At 69.1% G+C, this 15127-nt stretch carries 19 protein-coding genes and 1 pseudogene; 10 read left to right on the top strand and 10 right to left on the bottom strand.

Annotated features, from left to right (window positions below):
* The 3 genes and pseudogenes from ACFYP5_RS31020 to ACFYP5_RS31010 form a co-directional block, all read right to left on the bottom strand.
* Positions 1-81, bottom strand: a pseudogene (locus tag ACFYP5_RS31020) (electron transfer flavoprotein subunit beta); the annotation flags it as partial.
* 200 nt (positions 82-281) lie between these two features.
* Positions 282-788, bottom strand: coding sequence for a flavin reductase family protein (locus ACFYP5_RS31015; protein WP_389042087.1), 507 nt, complete (start codon positions 786-788; stop codon positions 282-284).
* A 196-nt stretch (positions 789-984) separates the two neighbouring features.
* Entirely contained in the window at positions 985-1311 is a 327-nt protein-coding gene (locus ACFYP5_RS31010) for a TlpA family protein disulfide reductase (RefSeq protein ID WP_389042086.1), read from the bottom strand.
* 218 nt (positions 1312-1529) lie between these two features.
* On the opposite strand from ACFYP5_RS31010, the gene ACFYP5_RS31005 reads away from it, so the two are divergent.
* Positions 1530-2252: a lysophospholipid acyltransferase family protein gene (locus ACFYP5_RS31005; protein WP_389042085.1), complete on the top strand. Its 723-nt coding sequence runs from the start codon at positions 1530-1532 to the stop codon at positions 2250-2252.
* 30 nt (positions 2253-2282) lie between these two features.
* Here the strand turns inward: ACFYP5_RS31005 and ACFYP5_RS31000 are convergent, their stop codons facing one another.
* The 5 genes from ACFYP5_RS31000 to ACFYP5_RS30980 form a co-directional block, all read right to left on the bottom strand.
* Positions 2283-2975: a B3/4 domain-containing protein gene (locus ACFYP5_RS31000; RefSeq protein WP_389042084.1), complete on the bottom strand. Its 693-nt coding sequence runs from the start codon at positions 2973-2975 to the stop codon at positions 2283-2285.
* Between the two features lie 23 nt (positions 2976-2998).
* Positions 2999-3598, bottom strand: coding sequence for a transglutaminase family protein (locus tag ACFYP5_RS30995; protein ID WP_389042083.1), 600 nt, complete (start codon positions 3596-3598; stop codon positions 2999-3001).
* A 78-nt stretch (positions 3599-3676) separates the two neighbouring features.
* A complete protein-coding gene (locus ACFYP5_RS30990; protein WP_389042094.1) occupies positions 3677-4738 on the bottom strand; it encodes a threonine aldolase family protein in 1062 nt (353 codons plus the stop codon).
* Positions 4735-5502 carry an SDR family NAD(P)-dependent oxidoreductase gene (locus ACFYP5_RS30985; RefSeq protein ID WP_389042093.1) on the bottom strand — a complete coding sequence of 256 codons (768 nt, stop codon included), beginning with the start codon at positions 5500-5502 and terminating at the stop codon, positions 4735-4737. The genes ACFYP5_RS30990 and ACFYP5_RS30985 overlap by 4 nt, the downstream gene beginning before the upstream one ends.
* Before the next feature lie 26 nt (positions 5503-5528).
* Complete coding sequence (locus tag ACFYP5_RS30980) at positions 5529-6926, bottom strand: DUF6421 family protein (RefSeq protein ID WP_389042082.1); 1398 nt, start codon at positions 6924-6926, stop codon at positions 5529-5531.
* A 338-nt stretch (positions 6927-7264) separates the two neighbouring features.
* Here ACFYP5_RS30980 and ACFYP5_RS30975 point away from each other — a divergent pair, with 338 nt between their 5' ends.
* Both ACFYP5_RS30975 and ACFYP5_RS30970 read left to right on the top strand, forming a co-directional pair.
* Entirely contained in the window at positions 7265-7390 is a 126-nt protein-coding gene (locus ACFYP5_RS30975; RefSeq protein ID WP_389042081.1) for a hypothetical protein, read from the top strand.
* Positions 7391-7488: 98 nt separating this feature from the next.
* Positions 7489-8172 (top strand): glycerophosphodiester phosphodiesterase, encoded by a 684-nt coding sequence (locus tag ACFYP5_RS30970; protein WP_389042080.1) that lies wholly within the window; start codon positions 7489-7491, stop codon positions 8170-8172.
* A 64-nt stretch (positions 8173-8236) separates the two neighbouring features.
* On the opposite strand, the gene ACFYP5_RS30965 is transcribed toward ACFYP5_RS30970, so the two are convergent.
* Positions 8237-8794, bottom strand: coding sequence for a GNAT family N-acetyltransferase (locus ACFYP5_RS30965; protein WP_389042079.1), 558 nt, complete (start codon positions 8792-8794; stop codon positions 8237-8239).
* A gap of 237 nt (positions 8795-9031) precedes the next feature.
* Here ACFYP5_RS30965 and ACFYP5_RS30960 point away from each other — a divergent pair, with 237 nt between their 5' ends.
* The 7 genes from ACFYP5_RS30960 to ACFYP5_RS30930 all read left to right on the top strand — a co-directional run bounded on the left by ACFYP5_RS30960 (position 9032) and on the right by ACFYP5_RS30930 (position 13191).
* Positions 9032-9418 carry a VOC family protein gene (locus tag ACFYP5_RS30960; protein WP_389042078.1) on the top strand — a complete coding sequence of 129 codons (387 nt, stop codon included), beginning with the start codon at positions 9032-9034 and terminating at the stop codon, positions 9416-9418.
* A gap of 144 nt (positions 9419-9562) precedes the next feature.
* A complete protein-coding gene (locus ACFYP5_RS30955; protein ID WP_389042077.1) occupies positions 9563-10159 on the top strand; it encodes a DUF5134 domain-containing protein in 597 nt (198 codons plus the stop codon).
* Between the two features lie 86 nt (positions 10160-10245).
* Positions 10246-11181 (top strand): M56 family metallopeptidase, encoded by a 936-nt coding sequence (locus tag ACFYP5_RS30950; protein WP_389042076.1) that lies wholly within the window; start codon positions 10246-10248, stop codon positions 11179-11181.
* Positions 11182-11214: 33 nt separating this feature from the next.
* Positions 11215-11934, top strand: a complete 720-nt coding sequence (locus tag ACFYP5_RS30945) for a phosphatase PAP2 family protein (RefSeq protein ID WP_389042075.1) — start codon at positions 11215-11217, stop codon at positions 11932-11934.
* A 19-nt stretch (positions 11935-11953) separates the two neighbouring features.
* Positions 11954-12646, top strand: a complete 693-nt coding sequence (locus ACFYP5_RS30940) for an HAD family hydrolase (RefSeq protein ID WP_389042074.1) — start codon at positions 11954-11956, stop codon at positions 12644-12646.
* Positions 12647-12725: 79 nt separating this feature from the next.
* Positions 12726-12905, top strand: a complete 180-nt coding sequence (locus ACFYP5_RS30935; protein WP_078852872.1) for a hypothetical protein — start codon at positions 12726-12728, stop codon at positions 12903-12905.
* Positions 12906-12966: 61 nt separating this feature from the next.
* Complete coding sequence (locus ACFYP5_RS30930; RefSeq protein ID WP_389042073.1) at positions 12967-13191, top strand: hypothetical protein; 225 nt, start codon at positions 12967-12969, stop codon at positions 13189-13191.
* A 260-nt stretch (positions 13192-13451) separates the two neighbouring features.
* Here the strand turns inward: ACFYP5_RS30930 and ACFYP5_RS30925 are convergent, their stop codons facing one another.
* Entirely contained in the window at positions 13452-14942 is a 1491-nt protein-coding gene (locus ACFYP5_RS30925; protein WP_389042072.1) for an LVIVD repeat-containing protein, read from the bottom strand.
* Between the last annotated feature and the right edge of the window lie 185 nt (positions 14943-15127).

The raw sequence follows: 15127 nt of genomic DNA, 5'->3' as shown, positions 1-15127 counted from the left end.
CAGCGTCAGGTCATCAGCGAAATGCCGGTCACCGGTGGCGTCGGGCACGTACTTCACACAGACAACGATCCTCAAGCTCACGCCGGCTCTCCTACTGCATCGTCATTTCTGGGCTGCCTTGATGCACGCAGCATAGGCGCCTGATGGGGCGGATTCCGGTCGGGGCGACCGACGCTCCGACCGTAATATTACTCGTCAGTACACCCAGTGCGGCACCCATGAGCAAGCGCTTTGACTGTGACCTAGCCGACCCTCGGCGCCCGTGCGCCGCCTGGGATCTCTCAGTCCCGCAGCGCCGTGAAACGCCCCTGATGGTAGAGGAGCGGACGGCCGGCGCCGGCCGGATCGCCGACGACCGCCTCCGCGATCACGATCCGGTGGTCGCCCGCCGGGATGCGTGCCACCACGCGGCAGACCAGCCACGCCAGCACTCCGTGGAGCAACGGCACTCCTTCCGGTCCGTTGCGCCAATCGGTGGACGGGCCGAACCGGTCGGCGCCGCTGCGCGCGAATGTGGCGGCCAGTTCCCGCTGGTGCTCGCCGAGTATGTGTACGCCGACGTGCTCGGCCTCCGACACGACCGGCCAACTGGACGACGAGGTCCCCACACCGAAGGAGATCAGCGGCGGCTCGGCGGCGACGGAGTTCAGGGAGGTGGCGGTGAAGCCGACCGGCCGGTCACCGGCGGCGGTGATCACGGCGACACCGGCGGCGTGCTGCCGGAAGACGGAGCGGAGGAGGTCGGGGGATGCCGTGCGGGCGCTGCCGAGCTCGGGCGAAGCCGTCATGGAGATGTCCTTCTGCGAGGGAGGCGTACGGGGCCGTGGGTGCTCAGGCACCCGGACAGCGCGCACTCGCGTTGCGGGCCAGGTCCACGTGGGCCCGGCTGTGGAGAAGGAGTTCCGGCGGCATAGCGTCAGACTGACGATGCGTGGTGGGTGCAGTCAAGTAGGTTCCGCAATGTGGGAGATGCATCACGGTCCGTCACATCGCGCGTCCCAGTGCCGCGACGACATCCACGGTGCGTGGCTGCCCGACCGCCCGCCGGACGATCCGGCCGGCCGCGTCGAGCACCAGCACCGTCGGGGTACGGCTGATGTCGAGCTCGCGCACGAGAGTGAGATGCGCCTCGGCGTCGATCTCGACGTGGGCGACGCCGTCGACCATTCGCGCCACCTCGTCGAGCGTGCGGCGGGTGGCCCGGCAGGGCTGGCAGAACGCGCTGGAGAACTGCACAAGGGTGGCCCGCTCCCCCAATTCCGCGCCGAGTTGGGCGGCGTCCAGCCTGCTCGCATGCTTCTGCCCGTCCACCTTCGGCCTCCTGTCAGAGCTCTTCGCAAAGGGTCAGCACCACGGGACGCGGAGGCATTCCCGGCCGTTCCACGTGACGAGAATCTCGCGCCCCGTGCCCGCGGAGACTGGCCAGCGCGACGCACATGGGGCACGATCGGCGCAATGCCGAAAACCTACGGCTGCGTAACTTCCGCCGGGAGAACCCTCCTCAGGCGCAGAAGAAGGGTCTTCCCCAGATGGCAGAACTCGTCTATCGGCCGGTCATCGGCGCCGCTCGCACCATGTTCAAGGCGTTGGACCTGAAGATCGACACTCAGGGTTCGGAGCACATCCCGAAGACCGGCGGTGCCGTACTGGTCAGCAACCACATCAGCTATCTCGACTTCATCTTCTCCGGCCTCACCGCTCTGCCGCAGAAGCGGCTGGTCCGCTTCATGGCGAAGGACTCGGTCTTCCGGCACAAGGTCTCCGGGCCGCTGATGCGCGGCATGAAGCACATCCCGGTCGACCGGAAGCAGGGCGAGGACGCGTATGCGCACGCACTCGCCTCGCTTCGGTCCGGCGAGATCATCGGCGTCTTCCCCGAGGCGACCATCTCCCAGTCGTTCACCCTGAAGAGCTTCAAGTCGGGCGCCGCACGACTGGCCCAGGAGGCCGGCGTACCGCTGATCCCGATGGCGCTGTGGGGAACCCAGCGGATCTGGACCAAGGGCCGGCCGCGCAACTTCAGGCGCAGCCACATCCCGGTGACGATCCGGGTCGGCGAGCCGGTCGAAGCCCCCACCGACCAGTACGCGGGTGCGATCACCCGGCGGCTGCGCGAGCGGGTGCAGGAGCTCCTCGAAGCCGCTCAGCGCGCGTATCCGGTGCGGCCGAGGGACGCGAGCGACACCTGGTGGGTTCCCACGCATCTGGGCGGCACGGCTCCGACGGCCGCCGAGGTGCGCGAGACGAGCTGACCCGGCCGGGTCACGGCCACGGCTGAAACGTCACTCCGGGGTGCGGACGGTGATCCGCGCTCCCGGGCTGAGCTTCTCCAGCGACTCGGCGAGTTCGGTGCCTGCGGCTTCGAGCTCGCCGATCGTCATGGGGGCGAGGCTCTCCAGCAGGAACAAGGCATTGACCGACTCCTCCGTGAGCCGGGTGCGTACGCCCTGCCGCCAGTTCCACCGCCTGCAGGTGACGCCCTCGTCGTCGCACCAGACGACTTCGCCGGGCTCGGGGTGCTCCACGGCCTCCTCGCCACCCGCGACGGTGCGGAACGGCTCCTGGCCGGTGGAGCGCACCAGCCGCATGGCGCCCTTGATGCGGTCGGTGTCCTCGCCACCCACCGGGATCAGATGGGCGACGCTGATCGCGTTGTAGAGGTCGACCAGCAGGTTGATGCGCGGCAGACCGGCGTCCGTGAGGGCCCGCCTGGCGAGAGCCTCGGCGGAGTTGCGGGTACGGGACGGCTTGGCGCCGAAGGCGGTGTAGGTGTCCCGCCAGGCGGCGACATGCGGGTCCTCGTGCGGCGCCCTGCCATCGAGCCGCGCGACGAGCCGTCGGGTGGCATCGTCGAGCAGGGCCGAACTGTCTTCGTTGCTCTCCCCGTTGACCAGACCGCGCGCCTCGACGGCGAGGTAGGTGAAGCCGGGTGCGAGCATGCGTACGTCGTCGGAAACGGTGAGCGTCGGAGTCATCGGCTGCCTTGCCTCGAAACGGTTCAGAGCGCGGTCGGGAGAGTGCGCCAGAGCTGCGTGCGGTCCTCGGCACTCTGCATGGCGCGCAGAACTGCCGGGTGTGGTGCTACATAGAGTACTGGATAGTCCATTCCATTGGACTGCGGTCCGATCGCCCAGGCCAAGCGCTCCTCGTCGAGCGAGAACTGCGCGTCGATACCGGGCTTGTTGCCGCGCGGGTCCTGACGGTCCCACCGGTCCCGCCCCGGCAGGCGCACGGCGATCAGGCCGTGCAGCACGCCCGGATTCCCGTCGTCGTCGGCGAAGCCCTGGTAGCAGAGCGCGGCCGGGATACCTGCAGCGCGCAGCAGGGCGGCCAGGGCGTGGGACTTGGAGTGACAGATGCCATTGCGGGCGGCCAGGACGTCGGAGGCCCGCCAGGTGACCCTCAGATCACCCGAGTCGACGGAGTGCTCAATGGTGTCGCGTACATACTCATAGGCCGCGACCGCGTATGAGTATGCATCGATAGTCTCCGCACGGAGACGATTTGCGGTCTCCCTCACAAGCGGATGCCGATGATCGATGGTCTCGTCAGCAGCGAGATAGGCTGATAGCTCGGGGACTTGCTGTGTCAGCTCCATGCGCGCAGAGCATACGGATGCGGCCGACCGGAAGGCAATCAATTTCCGGTCGGCCGCATACTCATACGACGAATCGCGCTACTTGGCCATCTCTTCCTTCAGCGCGAGAACGAAGGCGTCGACGTCGTCCTCCGTGGTGTCGAAGGCGCACATCCAGCGCACATCACCGGCGGCTTCGTCCCAGAAGTAGAAGCGGAAGCGCTTCTGGAGCCGTTCGCTCACCTCGTGGGGCAGCCGTGCGAAGACGGCGTTGGCCTGCACCGGGTGGAGGATCTCCACGCCGTCGACCGCACGGACGCCCTCGGCGAGCCGCTGGGCCATGGCGTTGGCGTGGCGGGCGTTGCGGAGCCACAGGTCCCGGGCAAGCAGCGCCTCCAGCTGCACCGACACGAAGCGCATCTTCGAGGCGAGCTGCATGGACAGCTTGCGCAGGTGCTTCATCGCCCGTACGGCGTCCGGGTTGAGGACGACGACGGCCTCACCGAACAGCGCCCCGTTCTTGGTGCCGCCGAAGGAGAGGACATCGACCCCGACCGCGTTGGTGAACGTGCGCATCGGTACGTCCAGCGACGCCGCGGCGTTGGCTATCCGCGCCCCGTCGAGATGGACCTTCATGCCCCGCTCGTGGGAGTGCTCGCAGATGGCACGGATCTCGTCGGGCGTGTAGACCGTCCCGAGTTCGGTGTTCTGCGTGATGGACACGACCTGAGGCATGGCCCGGTGCTCATCGTCCCAGCCGTACGCCTGCCGGTCGATGAGCTCTGGGGTGAGCTTGCCGTCCGGCGTCGGCACGGTCAGCAGCTTCAGGCCCCCGACACGCTCCGGCGCACCACCCTCGTCCACGTTGATGTGCGCGGACTCGGCGCAGATCACCGCGCCCCAGCGGTCGGTCATCGCCTGGAGGGAGACGACATTCGCGCCCGTGCCGTTGAAGACCGGGAACGCCTCTGCGGTAGAGCCGAAGTGGCTGTGCATGACCCGCTGGAGGTGTTCGGTGTAGTCGTCCTCGCCGTAGGAGATCTGGTGACCGCCGTTGGCCAGGGCGATGGCCGCGAGAACTTCCGGGTGGGCACCCGCGTAGTTGTCACTGGCGAAACCGCGCACCTGCGGATCGTGGTGACGTCGCGCGTCGGTCCTTATGGTTGCGGGGTCAGCCACAGACGCTTTCCGTTCACTTCCGGGGCGGGCCGTTCCCACACGCCGGCGATGGCATCGGCCAGCTCCTTGACGTCGGTGAAACCCGCGAACTTCGCATTCGGGCGCTCGGCGCGCATCGCGTCGTGCACCAGTGCCTTGACGATCAGGATCGCAGCCGCCGTCTTCGGCCCTGCGTCGCCCCCCGCCTTACGGAAGGCGTCGGCGAGCGCGAGGGTCCAGGCCTCGGCCGCAGCCTTCGACGCGGCGTAGGCGGCGTTGCCCGCGGTGGGGTGGCTCGCCCCGGCCGCGCTGATCAGCAGGAAACGGCCGCGGTCGCTGCGCAGCAGGCCGTCGTGGAATGCCAGCGAGGTGTGCTGCACGGTACGGATCAGCAGCTTCTCCAGCAGATCCCAGTCGGCGAGGTCGGTCTCGGCGAAGGTGGCGCTGCCGCGCCAGCCGCCGACGAGGTGGACCAGGCCGTCGATCCGGCCGAATTCCTTCTCGGTCTTGGCCGCCCATTCGCGGGTGGCGGCGAGGTCGAGCAGATCGACGGTGTCGCCGGTGACGGTGGCGCCACCGTGGGCGTACCGCGCGGCGTCGACGGCCTCGGCCAGCCGGGTGGGGTCCGCGTCCGAGGCGACCACGATCGCACCGGCGTCCGCGAGCCTGAGCAGCGTCGCGCGGCCGGCCGGTCCTGCGGCTCCTGCGACCGCGATGACAGCGCCTTCGAGCACGCCGTTGCCGTTGCCCGTGCCGTTTGCGTTCATGGCCATCGCCTCCTCGGTACGGGCGCTCACGCGGCTGCCTGCTCGGCGTGCGCGGCGGTGATCCCCTTGGTGGAGGCGATCACATGCTTCAGCTTCTTGGAGAGCGCCTCATAGAACATGCTCAGGGGAAACTCGTCCGGAAGCACGTCGTCCACGAGCTTGCGCGGCGGCTGCGTCAGGTCCAGGGCGTCCGGACCCTTGGCCCAGCGGGAGCCGGGGTGCGGGGCGAGGTAGGTCGCGACCAGGTCGTACGCGGCGAACCAGTGGACCAGCTTCGGGCGGTCGATGCCGTCGCGGTAGAGCTTCTCGATCTCGCCGCAGAGCTGGTTGGTGACCTGCGGGGCGCGGTCCCAGTCGATCTTCAGGGTGTTGTCGGTCCAGCGGATCACATCGTGCTTGTGGAGGTACGCGAAGAGCAGCTGGCCGCCGAGACCGTCGTAGTTGCGGACGCGCTCACCGGTGACCGGGAAGCGGAACATCCGGTCGAACAGCACGGCGTACTGCACATCGCGGCCCTGCGGGAAGCCGTCGGCCTGCAGCTTCACGGCCTCCTTGAAGGCGGTGAGGTCACAGCGCAGCTCCTCCAGGCCGTACATCCAGAACGGCTGACGCTGCTTGATCATGAACGGGTCGAACGGCAGGTCGCCGTGGCTGTGGGTGCGGTCGTGGACCATGTCCCAGAGCACGAAAGCCTGCTCGCAGCGCTGCTGGTCGCCGACCATGTCACGGATGTCCTCGGGCAGCTCGACCCCGAGCAGTTCGACGGAGGCCTCGGTGACGCGACGGAAGCGAGCGGCCTCGCGGTCACAGAAGATGCCGCCCCAGCTGAAGCGCTCGGGCGCCTCGCGCACGGCGATCGTCTCCGGGAAGAGCACCGCGGAGTTGGTGTCGTAGCCGGAGGTGAAGTCCTCGAAGGTGATGCCGCAGAACAGCGGGTTGTCATAACGAGTGGCTTCGAGCTCGGCGAGCCACTCCGGCCAGACCATCCGCAGCACGACCGCTTCGAGGTTGCGGTCCGGGTTGCCGTTCTGCGTGTACATCGCGAAGACGACCAGGTGCTGCAGGCCGTCGGCGCGGTTCCTGGCAGGCTGGAAGGCGAGCAGCGAGTCCAGGAAGTCCGGCACGCCGAAGCCGTCGTCCGCCCAGCGACGCAGGTCCATGACAAGGGCGCGGTGGTACGCGGCGTCGTGCGGGAGCAGCGGGGCAAGCTCCTCGATCGCGGCGATCACCCGGTCCAGCGTCGCCCGGACGGTGGCGAGGGAAGGCGCGCCGTCGGCGTCGAAGTCGATCGAGCCGTCCTTCGACTGCCAGGGGCGGATCTCCTCCACGGCATTCTTGAGCGCAGGCCAGGCCGGCTGCTCAACCACCCGCTGGGCAGCAGTTATCGCGCCGGCGGCGGCATCGTGCACAAGAATTTCCGTCATCACACTTCCTCCACGGGAGAACCTCGCGTTAAGCAACCGTATCCGTGTGCGGTTCCTCGAGACAAGTGGGCCCCAGAAAATTATCCTGCCGACCCCCCATGGTCACCGCTATTTTTCCTGTCGTACCCCACTCCCGCGACGGCTTCCGTCGGCCGGACGAGAGGTGTGGCGCCTCCGCCTCACACGCCTGTTCGTTCGGACCGCGCACGGCGCGCCCACGCACGAGTGACACGGCTCGCGGCACACCTGCCGCCGGCGGTAGGACGGACTGCATTCCACCCCCGCCGCCTGCCGTACCGCCCCCTGTCGCATCACCCACCCAACGGAAGAGATTCCGCGTGAGCATCCGTGCCGTCCTGGTCGCAGCCGTCATCACGGGGTTCCTGCTCGGCGCCGCCGAGATCCAGAGTCACGGCGCCACTCCCCCGCGCGGGGCCGCCCACCTCCTCGCGCCGGGTCGCTAGGCTGCCGAATGCCGAATTGCCGCAAGGCTGTAGTGCCGTACTGCCGCGTGGGTAGGAGCAGCACGCGGGGAGCCGCCGTCGACGGAAGCGAGATTGCCTTGACTTTTCTCACCATCGGTCACCGCGGGGTGATGGGTGTCGAGCCGGAGAACACTCTGCGGTCGTTCGTCCACGCCGAACGGGCCGGAATGGACGCCATCGAGCTGGACCTTCATCTCAGCAAGGACGGCGCGCTCGCCGTCATGCACGACGCGGAGGTGGACCGTACGACCGACGGCACGGGCCTGATCGCCGAGAAGACCCTCGCCGAGCTGCGTGAACTCGATGCCGGGCAGGGCGAGCGGGTGCCCGTCTTCGAGGAGGTGCTCGACGCCGTGCGCTCCCCCGTGCAGGCGGAGATCAAGGATGTGGCGGCCGCCCGGGCACTGGCCGAAGTGATGCTGCGGCGCGATCTCGTCGACCGGGTCGAGGTGCTGTCGTTCCACGACGAGGCGGTCGCCGAGATCGCCCAACTCGTGCCGGGGGTGCGGACCGCGCTCGTCGCCAGCCGCTGGAAGAGCGATGTGGTGGACCGGGCCAAGGCGGTGGGCGCGGCGACGCTCGTGCTGAACATCCGCCGCCTCACCCTGGAGGTCGTCGAGCAGGCGCACGCCGAAGGTCTGAAGGTCATCGGCTGGGTGGTGAACACCCAGGATCATCTGCGCCTGGCTCGCGGCCTGGGGCTGGACGGCGGGACCACCGACTTCCCGGAGATCCGCCGCGCCGGCCGCTTCACGGCGTAGTCGCGGTTCGTGGCACTGCCGGTCGTCCTTGTCCACCGCGTGCGGCCAGTCGTACCGGGTACTGCTAGACGTCCTTCAGATCCTTGATCAGCAGTTCGAAGGCGAGATCGTCACGCTGCGGGATGCCGAAGCGTTCGTCGCCGTACGGGAAGGGGGTCAGCTTTCCCGTACGGCGATAGCCGCGGCGTTCGTACCACGCGATCAGCTCCTCGCGCACCGAGATCACGGTCATGTGCATCTCGGTCGCGCCCCAGCTCTCCCGGACGGTGCGCTCGGCCTCGGCGATGATGATCTTGCCGAGGCCGCCGCCCTGCAGCTCGGGGCGGACCGCGAACATCCCGAAGTAGGCGGCCTCACCGCGGTGTTCCAGCTGACAGCAGGCGATCGGCTCGCCGTCCCGTTCCACCACGAGCAGCCGGCTGCCGGGGGTGTCGACGACCTGACGGACCCCGTCCGGGTCCGTCCGCTGCCCGTCCAGGATGTCCGCCTCGGTGGTCCACCCGGCCCGGCTGGAGTCCCCCCGGTACGCCGACTCGATCAGCGTCACGAGTGCGGGCACATCGGCGTCTGTCGCGTCGCGGAAGGTCAGCTGTCCCGAGTCACGGGGCGGGGCGGTGTCCATGGTGAGGCTCTCCGTTTCTCTGCTGGGCCGTGCCGCAGCAGCGTAACCCGGAGCTCTGTGCCCAAGGGATGTCCCGTGATCCCTGGTGGATCAGCGTGCGGCGTCGGATGCTGTGCATCAAGGCGGAGGGGCGTCCTCGTACCGGGCGTACTCGGGCGTTCCGACGACGCGGCGAGGTCCCGCGGCTGTCGTCGCGCGTCCGCCGGGGATCACGGGACAGCCCTTAGGGTCTGGCCCATGGTGCATGTGCTGAGCAGCAGGGTCCTGTTGAGCCCGACGGATCCCGAGCGGTCACGGGTGTTCTACGGAGAGGTCCTCGGGCTCCCGGTGTACCGGGAGTTCGGCACCGGTCCCGAGCGGGGCACGGTCTACTTTCTCGGCGGTGGCTTCCTCGAGGTCTCCGGGCGCTCCGCGACGCCGCCCTCGCCCGCGCTGCGGCTGTGGGTCCAGGTCGCGGACGTCCAGGCGGCGTACGAGGAAGTGTCGGCCCGCGGCATCGACGTGGAGCGGCCACCGGTGCGCGAGCCGTGGGGGCTCGTGGAGATGTGGATCTCCGATCCCGACGGGGTCCGGATCGCGGTCGTCGAGGTGCCCGCGGACCACCCGTTGCGCTTCCGGCCCTGATCCCTCGACGGCGCGGAAGTGGTGTTTCCTTACGGCGAGTTCCTGCCACGCGCTCCCCGCGTACATCCGTGCGCCGCGTACGACCTGCCCGGCCGGGGCATCGACTAGTCGACACCGACGTCGTACGTCCTGGGGAGGTGCACTGTGCACGGACCGGCGATGTCCAGTTGGCTGCTGATGGCGTTGTGCGGGGTGACGGGCGCGTACTGCCTGCTGCGGATGCGCGGCGGGACGCAGGAGGAGCGCAGAACGGCGCGCGCGGAGGCCCTGATGGGCTTCGGCATGGCGGCCATGGCGGTGCCCGCCGCGGTGGTCACGCCGCCCACGTGGGGATGGGCGGTGTACGTGGTGCTGTTCGGCGGGGCCGCGTTACGCGCCCTGTGGTTCGCCCGGCACAAGGGTCACCATCTGCACCATCTGGTGGGCTCGCTGGCGATGGTCTACATGGCGGTGGTGATGGCGGCGCCCGGCAGTGGCGCGGCGGCGCACGGGGGGGCCACCGGGCACGGCGGGCATCAGATGGCACAGGTCGCCGGGGGACTGCCGCTGCTGACCGGGCTGCTGCTGGTCTACTACGCCGCCTATGTGCTGCGGTCCGGGGCGCGGCTGATACCGGTCGCCGCCATGGTCGGCGCGGGCGGCGGGCCGACCGGGGGCACCTGGGGCGCACGGCCCGAGCTCGCGCTGGCCTGCAGGCTGACCATGGGGATCGCCATGTTCGCGATGCTGCTCACGTTGTGAGACAGGAGGCCCGGCGATCCGTGGCGTACGTCACTTGCCGAGCGCAGCCATACCCGTGGGTAGTGCGGCGCTCATAGGCTGACGCCATGTTGGTCTCGCTTGCGCTGCTGCTGCTCGGTGCACTGGCCGCCGTCGTGACCCCGCGGCTGATGGCGCGGGCCGAATGGCCGGAGCGCGAGCCCGTCGTGGCGCTGTGGGTGTGGCAGTGCGTGGTGGCAGGGGTGCTGCTGTCCTTCGGGCTCTCCATGACCTTCAGCGCGGCCGCCGCCTGGCAGGCGGTACGTGGGCAGGTGTTCGCGCCCGCACCCCGTGCCGTGGTGGAGGCATACGCACTGGCCGCGTACGGGCCGTGGTCCGCCGTCATCGCCGTACTGCTGGCGCTCGGCGGCGTCTGGAGCGGTGCGATGCTGACCCGGGAGATCCGCCGGGCACGGCTGCGGCGCAGGCGGCGCCGGGCCGAACTGCTGGTCCGTTCCCCGTTGATGCCCGGCGAGGAGGCCGGCAGCGGTCCGCTCGTGGTGCTGGAGGGCGAACGTCCGGACGCCTGGTGGCTGCCGGGGGCTGCACCCCAACTGGTCATCACCACCGCGGCACTTGGCCGGCTGAAAGGCCGCCAGCTGGATGCGGTGCTCGCTCATGAGCAGGGGCACGCCCGGGCACGGCACGACTGGCTGCTGCACTGTTCCGCGGCGCTTGCGACGGGGTTCCCGCAGGTCCCGGTGTTCGCCGCGTTCCGCGACGAGATGCACCGGCTGGTCGAACTGGCCGCCGACGACGTTGCGTCGCGGCGCTACGGACGGCTGACGATCGCTCTGGCGCTGGTCGAACTGAACGAGGACCGGGGCGTGTTCGGCCCGTCCCCGACGCCGGACGCGCAACTGCCGCTGCGGGTGAACCGGCTGCTGTCCCCGGTGGAGCGGCTGACCGCCGGACGCCGGTTGCGGCTGACCGCGGCGGCCGCCCTGGTGCCGGTGGTGCCGCTCCTGGTGGCCTTCGTGCCGGGACTCCGCGCGCTGGGATAGCCGGTGCGGCGATCCGTCCGCGAAGATCGCCCCATGCGTTCCCCCTCACCACCGCTTTCCCCGCCGGACCGCCCGCCCGCCGCCGTACCGGCCCTCGGGACGGCCGTCGTCTGCGGATCCCTCGCCCTGGTGCTGTCGATCCTGGTCACCGTGGGCTGGTCCCCGCTGATGTCGCTGGACCGTACGGTCGCCGACGAGCTGCACCGGCGGGCGGTGACGGAGCCCGGACTCGTCCACGCCAACCGGATCCTGACGGACTGGGTGTGGGATCCCTGGACGATGCGTGCCCTGATCGCCGTCGCCGTGGTGGGGCTGTGGTGCCGCGGCGCCCGGCTGCTCGCGGGATGGGTGGCGGCGACGAGCCTGCTCGCCACCCTGCTGCAGCAGGGGCTGAAGGCTGCCGTGGGCAGGGAGCGGCCTCGGTGGCCGGACCCGGTGGACTCCGCCCATTACGCGGCGTTCCCGTCCGGACACGCCATGACGGCCGTGGTGAGCTGCGGCCTGTTGCTATGGCTGCTGCGCCGGCACGGCGCGGGGCGGCGGGTGTGGTGGGCGGCTCTCACGGTGGCGTGGGTTTCGGGGATCGGGGTGGGGTTGACCCGGCTCTACCTGGGGGTCCACTGGCTGACCGATGTGCTCGGCGGCTGGCTGCTCGGGGCGGCGGTGGTCGCCTTCTCGATCGCCGCGTTCGCACGGTACGAGGACCGTGGGCGGGACGGCACGGGCGGGGCGGGCTTGCCGCGTCGTCCCTGAAGCGGCAAGTATCGGTCCCATGGTCTTCAAGGGCGCGCTCTTCGATTTCTCCGGGACCCTCTTCCGTGTCGAATCGGTCCGGTCCTGGCTGGGCGCGGTCCTCGCCGAGCGGGGGGCGACCGTGGCCGACGAGGACTTCGACCGGTACGTGGAGGGGCTGACGACTGCCGGGGCGCTGCCGGGCGGCCCGGACCCGGAACGCGTGCCCGACCGGTTGGCCGAGGTGTGGGCCACCCGTGACGAGAGCGCGGAACGGCACCGGGCGGCGTACACCGGGCTGGCCCGCCAGGTCCGCCTGCCGGATCCCGGGCTGTACGACGCGCTGTACGACCGGCACAAGTCACCGGCGGCGTGGCGCCCGTACCGGGATGCGGCCGAGGTGCTGGGGGCGCTGCACTCGAGCGGGGTCCGGATCGGCGTGGTCAGCAACATCGGCTGGGACCTTCGACCGGTCTTCCGCGCCCACGGTCTGGACGCCCTTGTCGACGCCTACGTCCTGTCGTACGAGCACGGGATCCAGAAGCCGGACCCACAGATTTTTCACATCGCCTGCACGCTTGTCGGACAGAATCCCACGCATGTGGTGATGGTCGGCGACAGCCGACACGCGGACGGTGGAGCGGCGGCACTGGGGTGCGAGGTGCGCTTCGTGGACCATCTGCCTGTGGAGCAACGGCCGGACGGACTGCGGGAGCTCGGGTTGGTTCCATGATCCGGACACGGAGACATGTGAGAGATGTCCCTGACGCCCAATGGGTCGGATTGTCACATCGGGGCCTTAGCCTGTAGGCATGTCCCGTTCTCCGCACTCCTCCAATTCCATGCGTTCCGCCGCAGTGGTGAATGAAGAGATTCGTGACCTGTGGCAGCGCTCCGGCGGATGTCTTTCACCGGACGACGAGCAGGAGTACCAGCGACTGCTGGTGGAGTGGGCCGCGGTGACCGGCGGGAGTGCGAGGTCTGCCGCCTGACGACCCGACCGACTGGGCCATTCACTGTGCAGCCGCCCTCGGCGCGTCGCACCCTGGAGGCATGAATTCTCCCCCGATCGTGATTTTCGGCCCATCTCCCTCCGGCGGGCGCCGCGTCACCGTGCAGCGTGACGGGCGGTTCCAGATCCTGGGGCTGGCCCATTCCGATCACGATGTGATCGTCTTCCTGGAAGGTGCGGGGCTCGACGACCCCGAGCACATCCTCGACAGCCCCGAATGGGTCGAGTGGCGCGGCGGGCGGGCCCACAGGTACGAAGCCGCGTAAGGAACAGCCGATTCCGGCGATCCCCTGCGTCGCCGGAATCAGGCAGCCACCCCGGTCGACCGGGTCCGCCGGGCACCGGCCGGGGGCCGCACTGATGGCGGACGGCATGAACCGGTCAACGCAGAGGTACAGCATGCGCCCGCGCCGGACGCCGGTCAACGAGGCGTCGCACCACAGTTGGCGGCCGAGTGCCGCCGGGCGGGAATCCGCCCGGCGGCACTCGGCGTGAGCATGCGGTCCGGCAATGCCTGCGCGCCGGGTCAGTGGTCGAAGTAGTCCGGCTGCGTCTGCACGTTGAGCTCCGGCATCCGAACCCGCTTCGCGGGGTCGGTCCGCCGGTCGTCGAGCTTCAGCACGTCGAAGCCCTTGGCGATGTCGTTGGAGTAGATGTAGCCGTTGTAGTAGTACGCCGACCAGGGGCCGGCCGTGGTGACGGCGTCCAGACTGACGGGCCCGCGCTCGAAGTAGGCGATCTCCTTCGGCGCCGAGGAGTCGGTGAAGTCCCATACCGAGACTCCACCCTGGTACCAGGCCTGGACCATCAGGTCGCGGCCCTTGACCGGGATGATCGAACCGTTGTGGGCGACACAGACCTCGGTGGCGGCCTGCGGGCGGTCGATCTTGAAGTAGCTGCGGAAGACCAGCTTGCGGTGGTCTCCCCTGCCGACGATGTCGTAGATGCCGTCGGCGCCGCGCTTCGGCCCGATCTCCTCGTTGCAGGTGGCGGCGCCACCGCCGCCGAGCTCATCGGTGAAGACGACCTTGTCCGCCTTCTGGTTGAACGTCGCCGAGTGCCAGAACGCGAAGTTCACGTTGTCCTGGACCCGGTCGATGATCTTCGGGTTCTCCGGATCCTTGATGGAGAACAGCAGGCCGTCGCCCATGCAGGCGCCGGCGGCCAGGTCCTTCGAAGGCAGCACCGTGATGTCGTGGCAGCCGGTCGTCTTGGAGACTCCCGGGTTGGTGGGCGCACCCGGGTTACCGCCGTCCGGGAAGAGCACCGGGAAGTTCACGATCGCGGCCTTCTCGGGCGACTTGCGCGGCACCTTGATGACGGAGATCCCGTCGTGCGGCGGCTGGCAGTCGGGGAACGTCTCGCTCGGCGAGTACGAGGACACGTACACGTACACGCTGCTGCGCTCCGGAACCAGCGTGTGGGTGTGCGAGCCGCACGCGGTCTCGACGGCGGCGACGTACTTCGGGTTGCGCTTGTCACTGATGTCGAAGATCTTCATGCCCTCCCAGGAGGACTTCTCCGTGGCGGGCTGGGTGGTGCTGGCGCACGAGTTGTCGCTGCGCGAGGAGTCGGTGGACAGGAACAGCAGGTTCCCGGAGACCGAGACGTCGTTCTGTGATCCGGGGCAGAGGACCTGGGCGACGGTCTTCGGGGACTTCGGGTTACTGATGTCGAAGATCCGGAAGCCGTCGTAGTTCCCGGCGAAGGCGTACTTCCCCTGGAACGCCAGGTCCGTGTTGAGGCCCTTGAGCGCGTCCTTCGGGATGTTCGCCAGCGGGGTGATGTTGTCGCTGTGGACGATCTCGTCCACGCCGGGTATCTCGCCGTCCTGGATGGCGGCCGCGGCCACAGCTTCCTGGCTCGCGGAGAGACCGGCACCGGTGGCTGGGTGATCACCGGGGTCGGGTGTCGCGGCCGCTGGTCCGGCCATCAGCAGAGTGGCGAAGAGCCCGGCGGCGGCTGCCGCCACACCCAGACGTCTGCGCCGCACTCGGGTGGTGTGCAACGAAGTCACTGCGTCCTCCCCTGTACCAATGCGTGGTTGAACGGTTGACTGACCCCGGCAGTATCGTCCTTCCCATGGGTATCCCAACAGATGGCAACAGGAACGTAATGAAAGTTCCCGCCACCTGAGATCGCGCAAGTGCGCCGAACGATTTGCAACCACCCCATATACCGATGGAGACAACCTTGTTGATA

It is taken from the genome of Streptomyces sp. NPDC005262 (assembly GCF_042872425.1).
Lineage (GTDB): Bacteria > Actinomycetota > Actinomycetes > Streptomycetales > Streptomycetaceae > Streptomyces.
Note: the sequence above shows the minus strand (reverse complement) of the source record. Positions and strands in the feature narration are given on the sequence as shown.

Coding starts and splice junctions, on each gene's coding strand:
- ACFYP5_RS31005 (WP_389042085.1), top strand. CDS start 1,530: ATGGCAGAACTCGTCTATCGGCCGGTCATCGGCGCCGCTCGCACCATG.
- ACFYP5_RS30930 (WP_389042073.1), top strand. CDS start 12,967: ATGAATTCTCCCCCGATCGTGATTTTCGGCCCATCTCCCTCCGGCGGG.
- ACFYP5_RS31000 (WP_389042084.1), bottom strand. CDS start 2,975: ATGACTCCGACGCTCACCGTTTCCGACGACGTACGCATGCTCGCACCC.
- ACFYP5_RS30940 (WP_389042074.1), top strand. CDS start 11,954: ATGGTCTTCAAGGGCGCGCTCTTCGATTTCTCCGGGACCCTCTTCCGT.
- ACFYP5_RS30985 (WP_389042093.1), bottom strand. CDS start 5,502: ATGAACGCAAACGGCACGGGCAACGGCAACGGCGTGCTCGAAGGCGCT.
- ACFYP5_RS30935 (WP_078852872.1), top strand. CDS start 12,726: ATGTCCCGTTCTCCGCACTCCTCCAATTCCATGCGTTCCGCCGCAGTG.
- ACFYP5_RS30945 (WP_389042075.1), top strand. CDS start 11,215: ATGCGTTCCCCCTCACCACCGCTTTCCCCGCCGGACCGCCCGCCCGCC.
- ACFYP5_RS30995 (WP_389042083.1), bottom strand. CDS start 3,598: ATGGAGCTGACACAGCAAGTCCCCGAGCTATCAGCCTATCTCGCTGCT.
- ACFYP5_RS30980 (WP_389042082.1), bottom strand. CDS start 6,926: ATGACGGAAATTCTTGTGCACGATGCCGCCGCCGGCGCGATAACTGCT.
- ACFYP5_RS30965 (WP_389042079.1), bottom strand. CDS start 8,794: ATGGACACCGCCCCGCCCCGTGACTCGGGACAGCTGACCTTCCGCGAC.
- ACFYP5_RS30950 (WP_389042076.1), top strand. CDS start 10,246: ATGTTGGTCTCGCTTGCGCTGCTGCTGCTCGGTGCACTGGCCGCCGTC.
- ACFYP5_RS30960 (WP_389042078.1), top strand. CDS start 9,032: ATGGTGCATGTGCTGAGCAGCAGGGTCCTGTTGAGCCCGACGGATCCC.
- ACFYP5_RS31015 (WP_389042087.1), bottom strand. CDS start 788: ATGACGGCTTCGCCCGAGCTCGGCAGCGCCCGCACGGCATCCCCCGAC.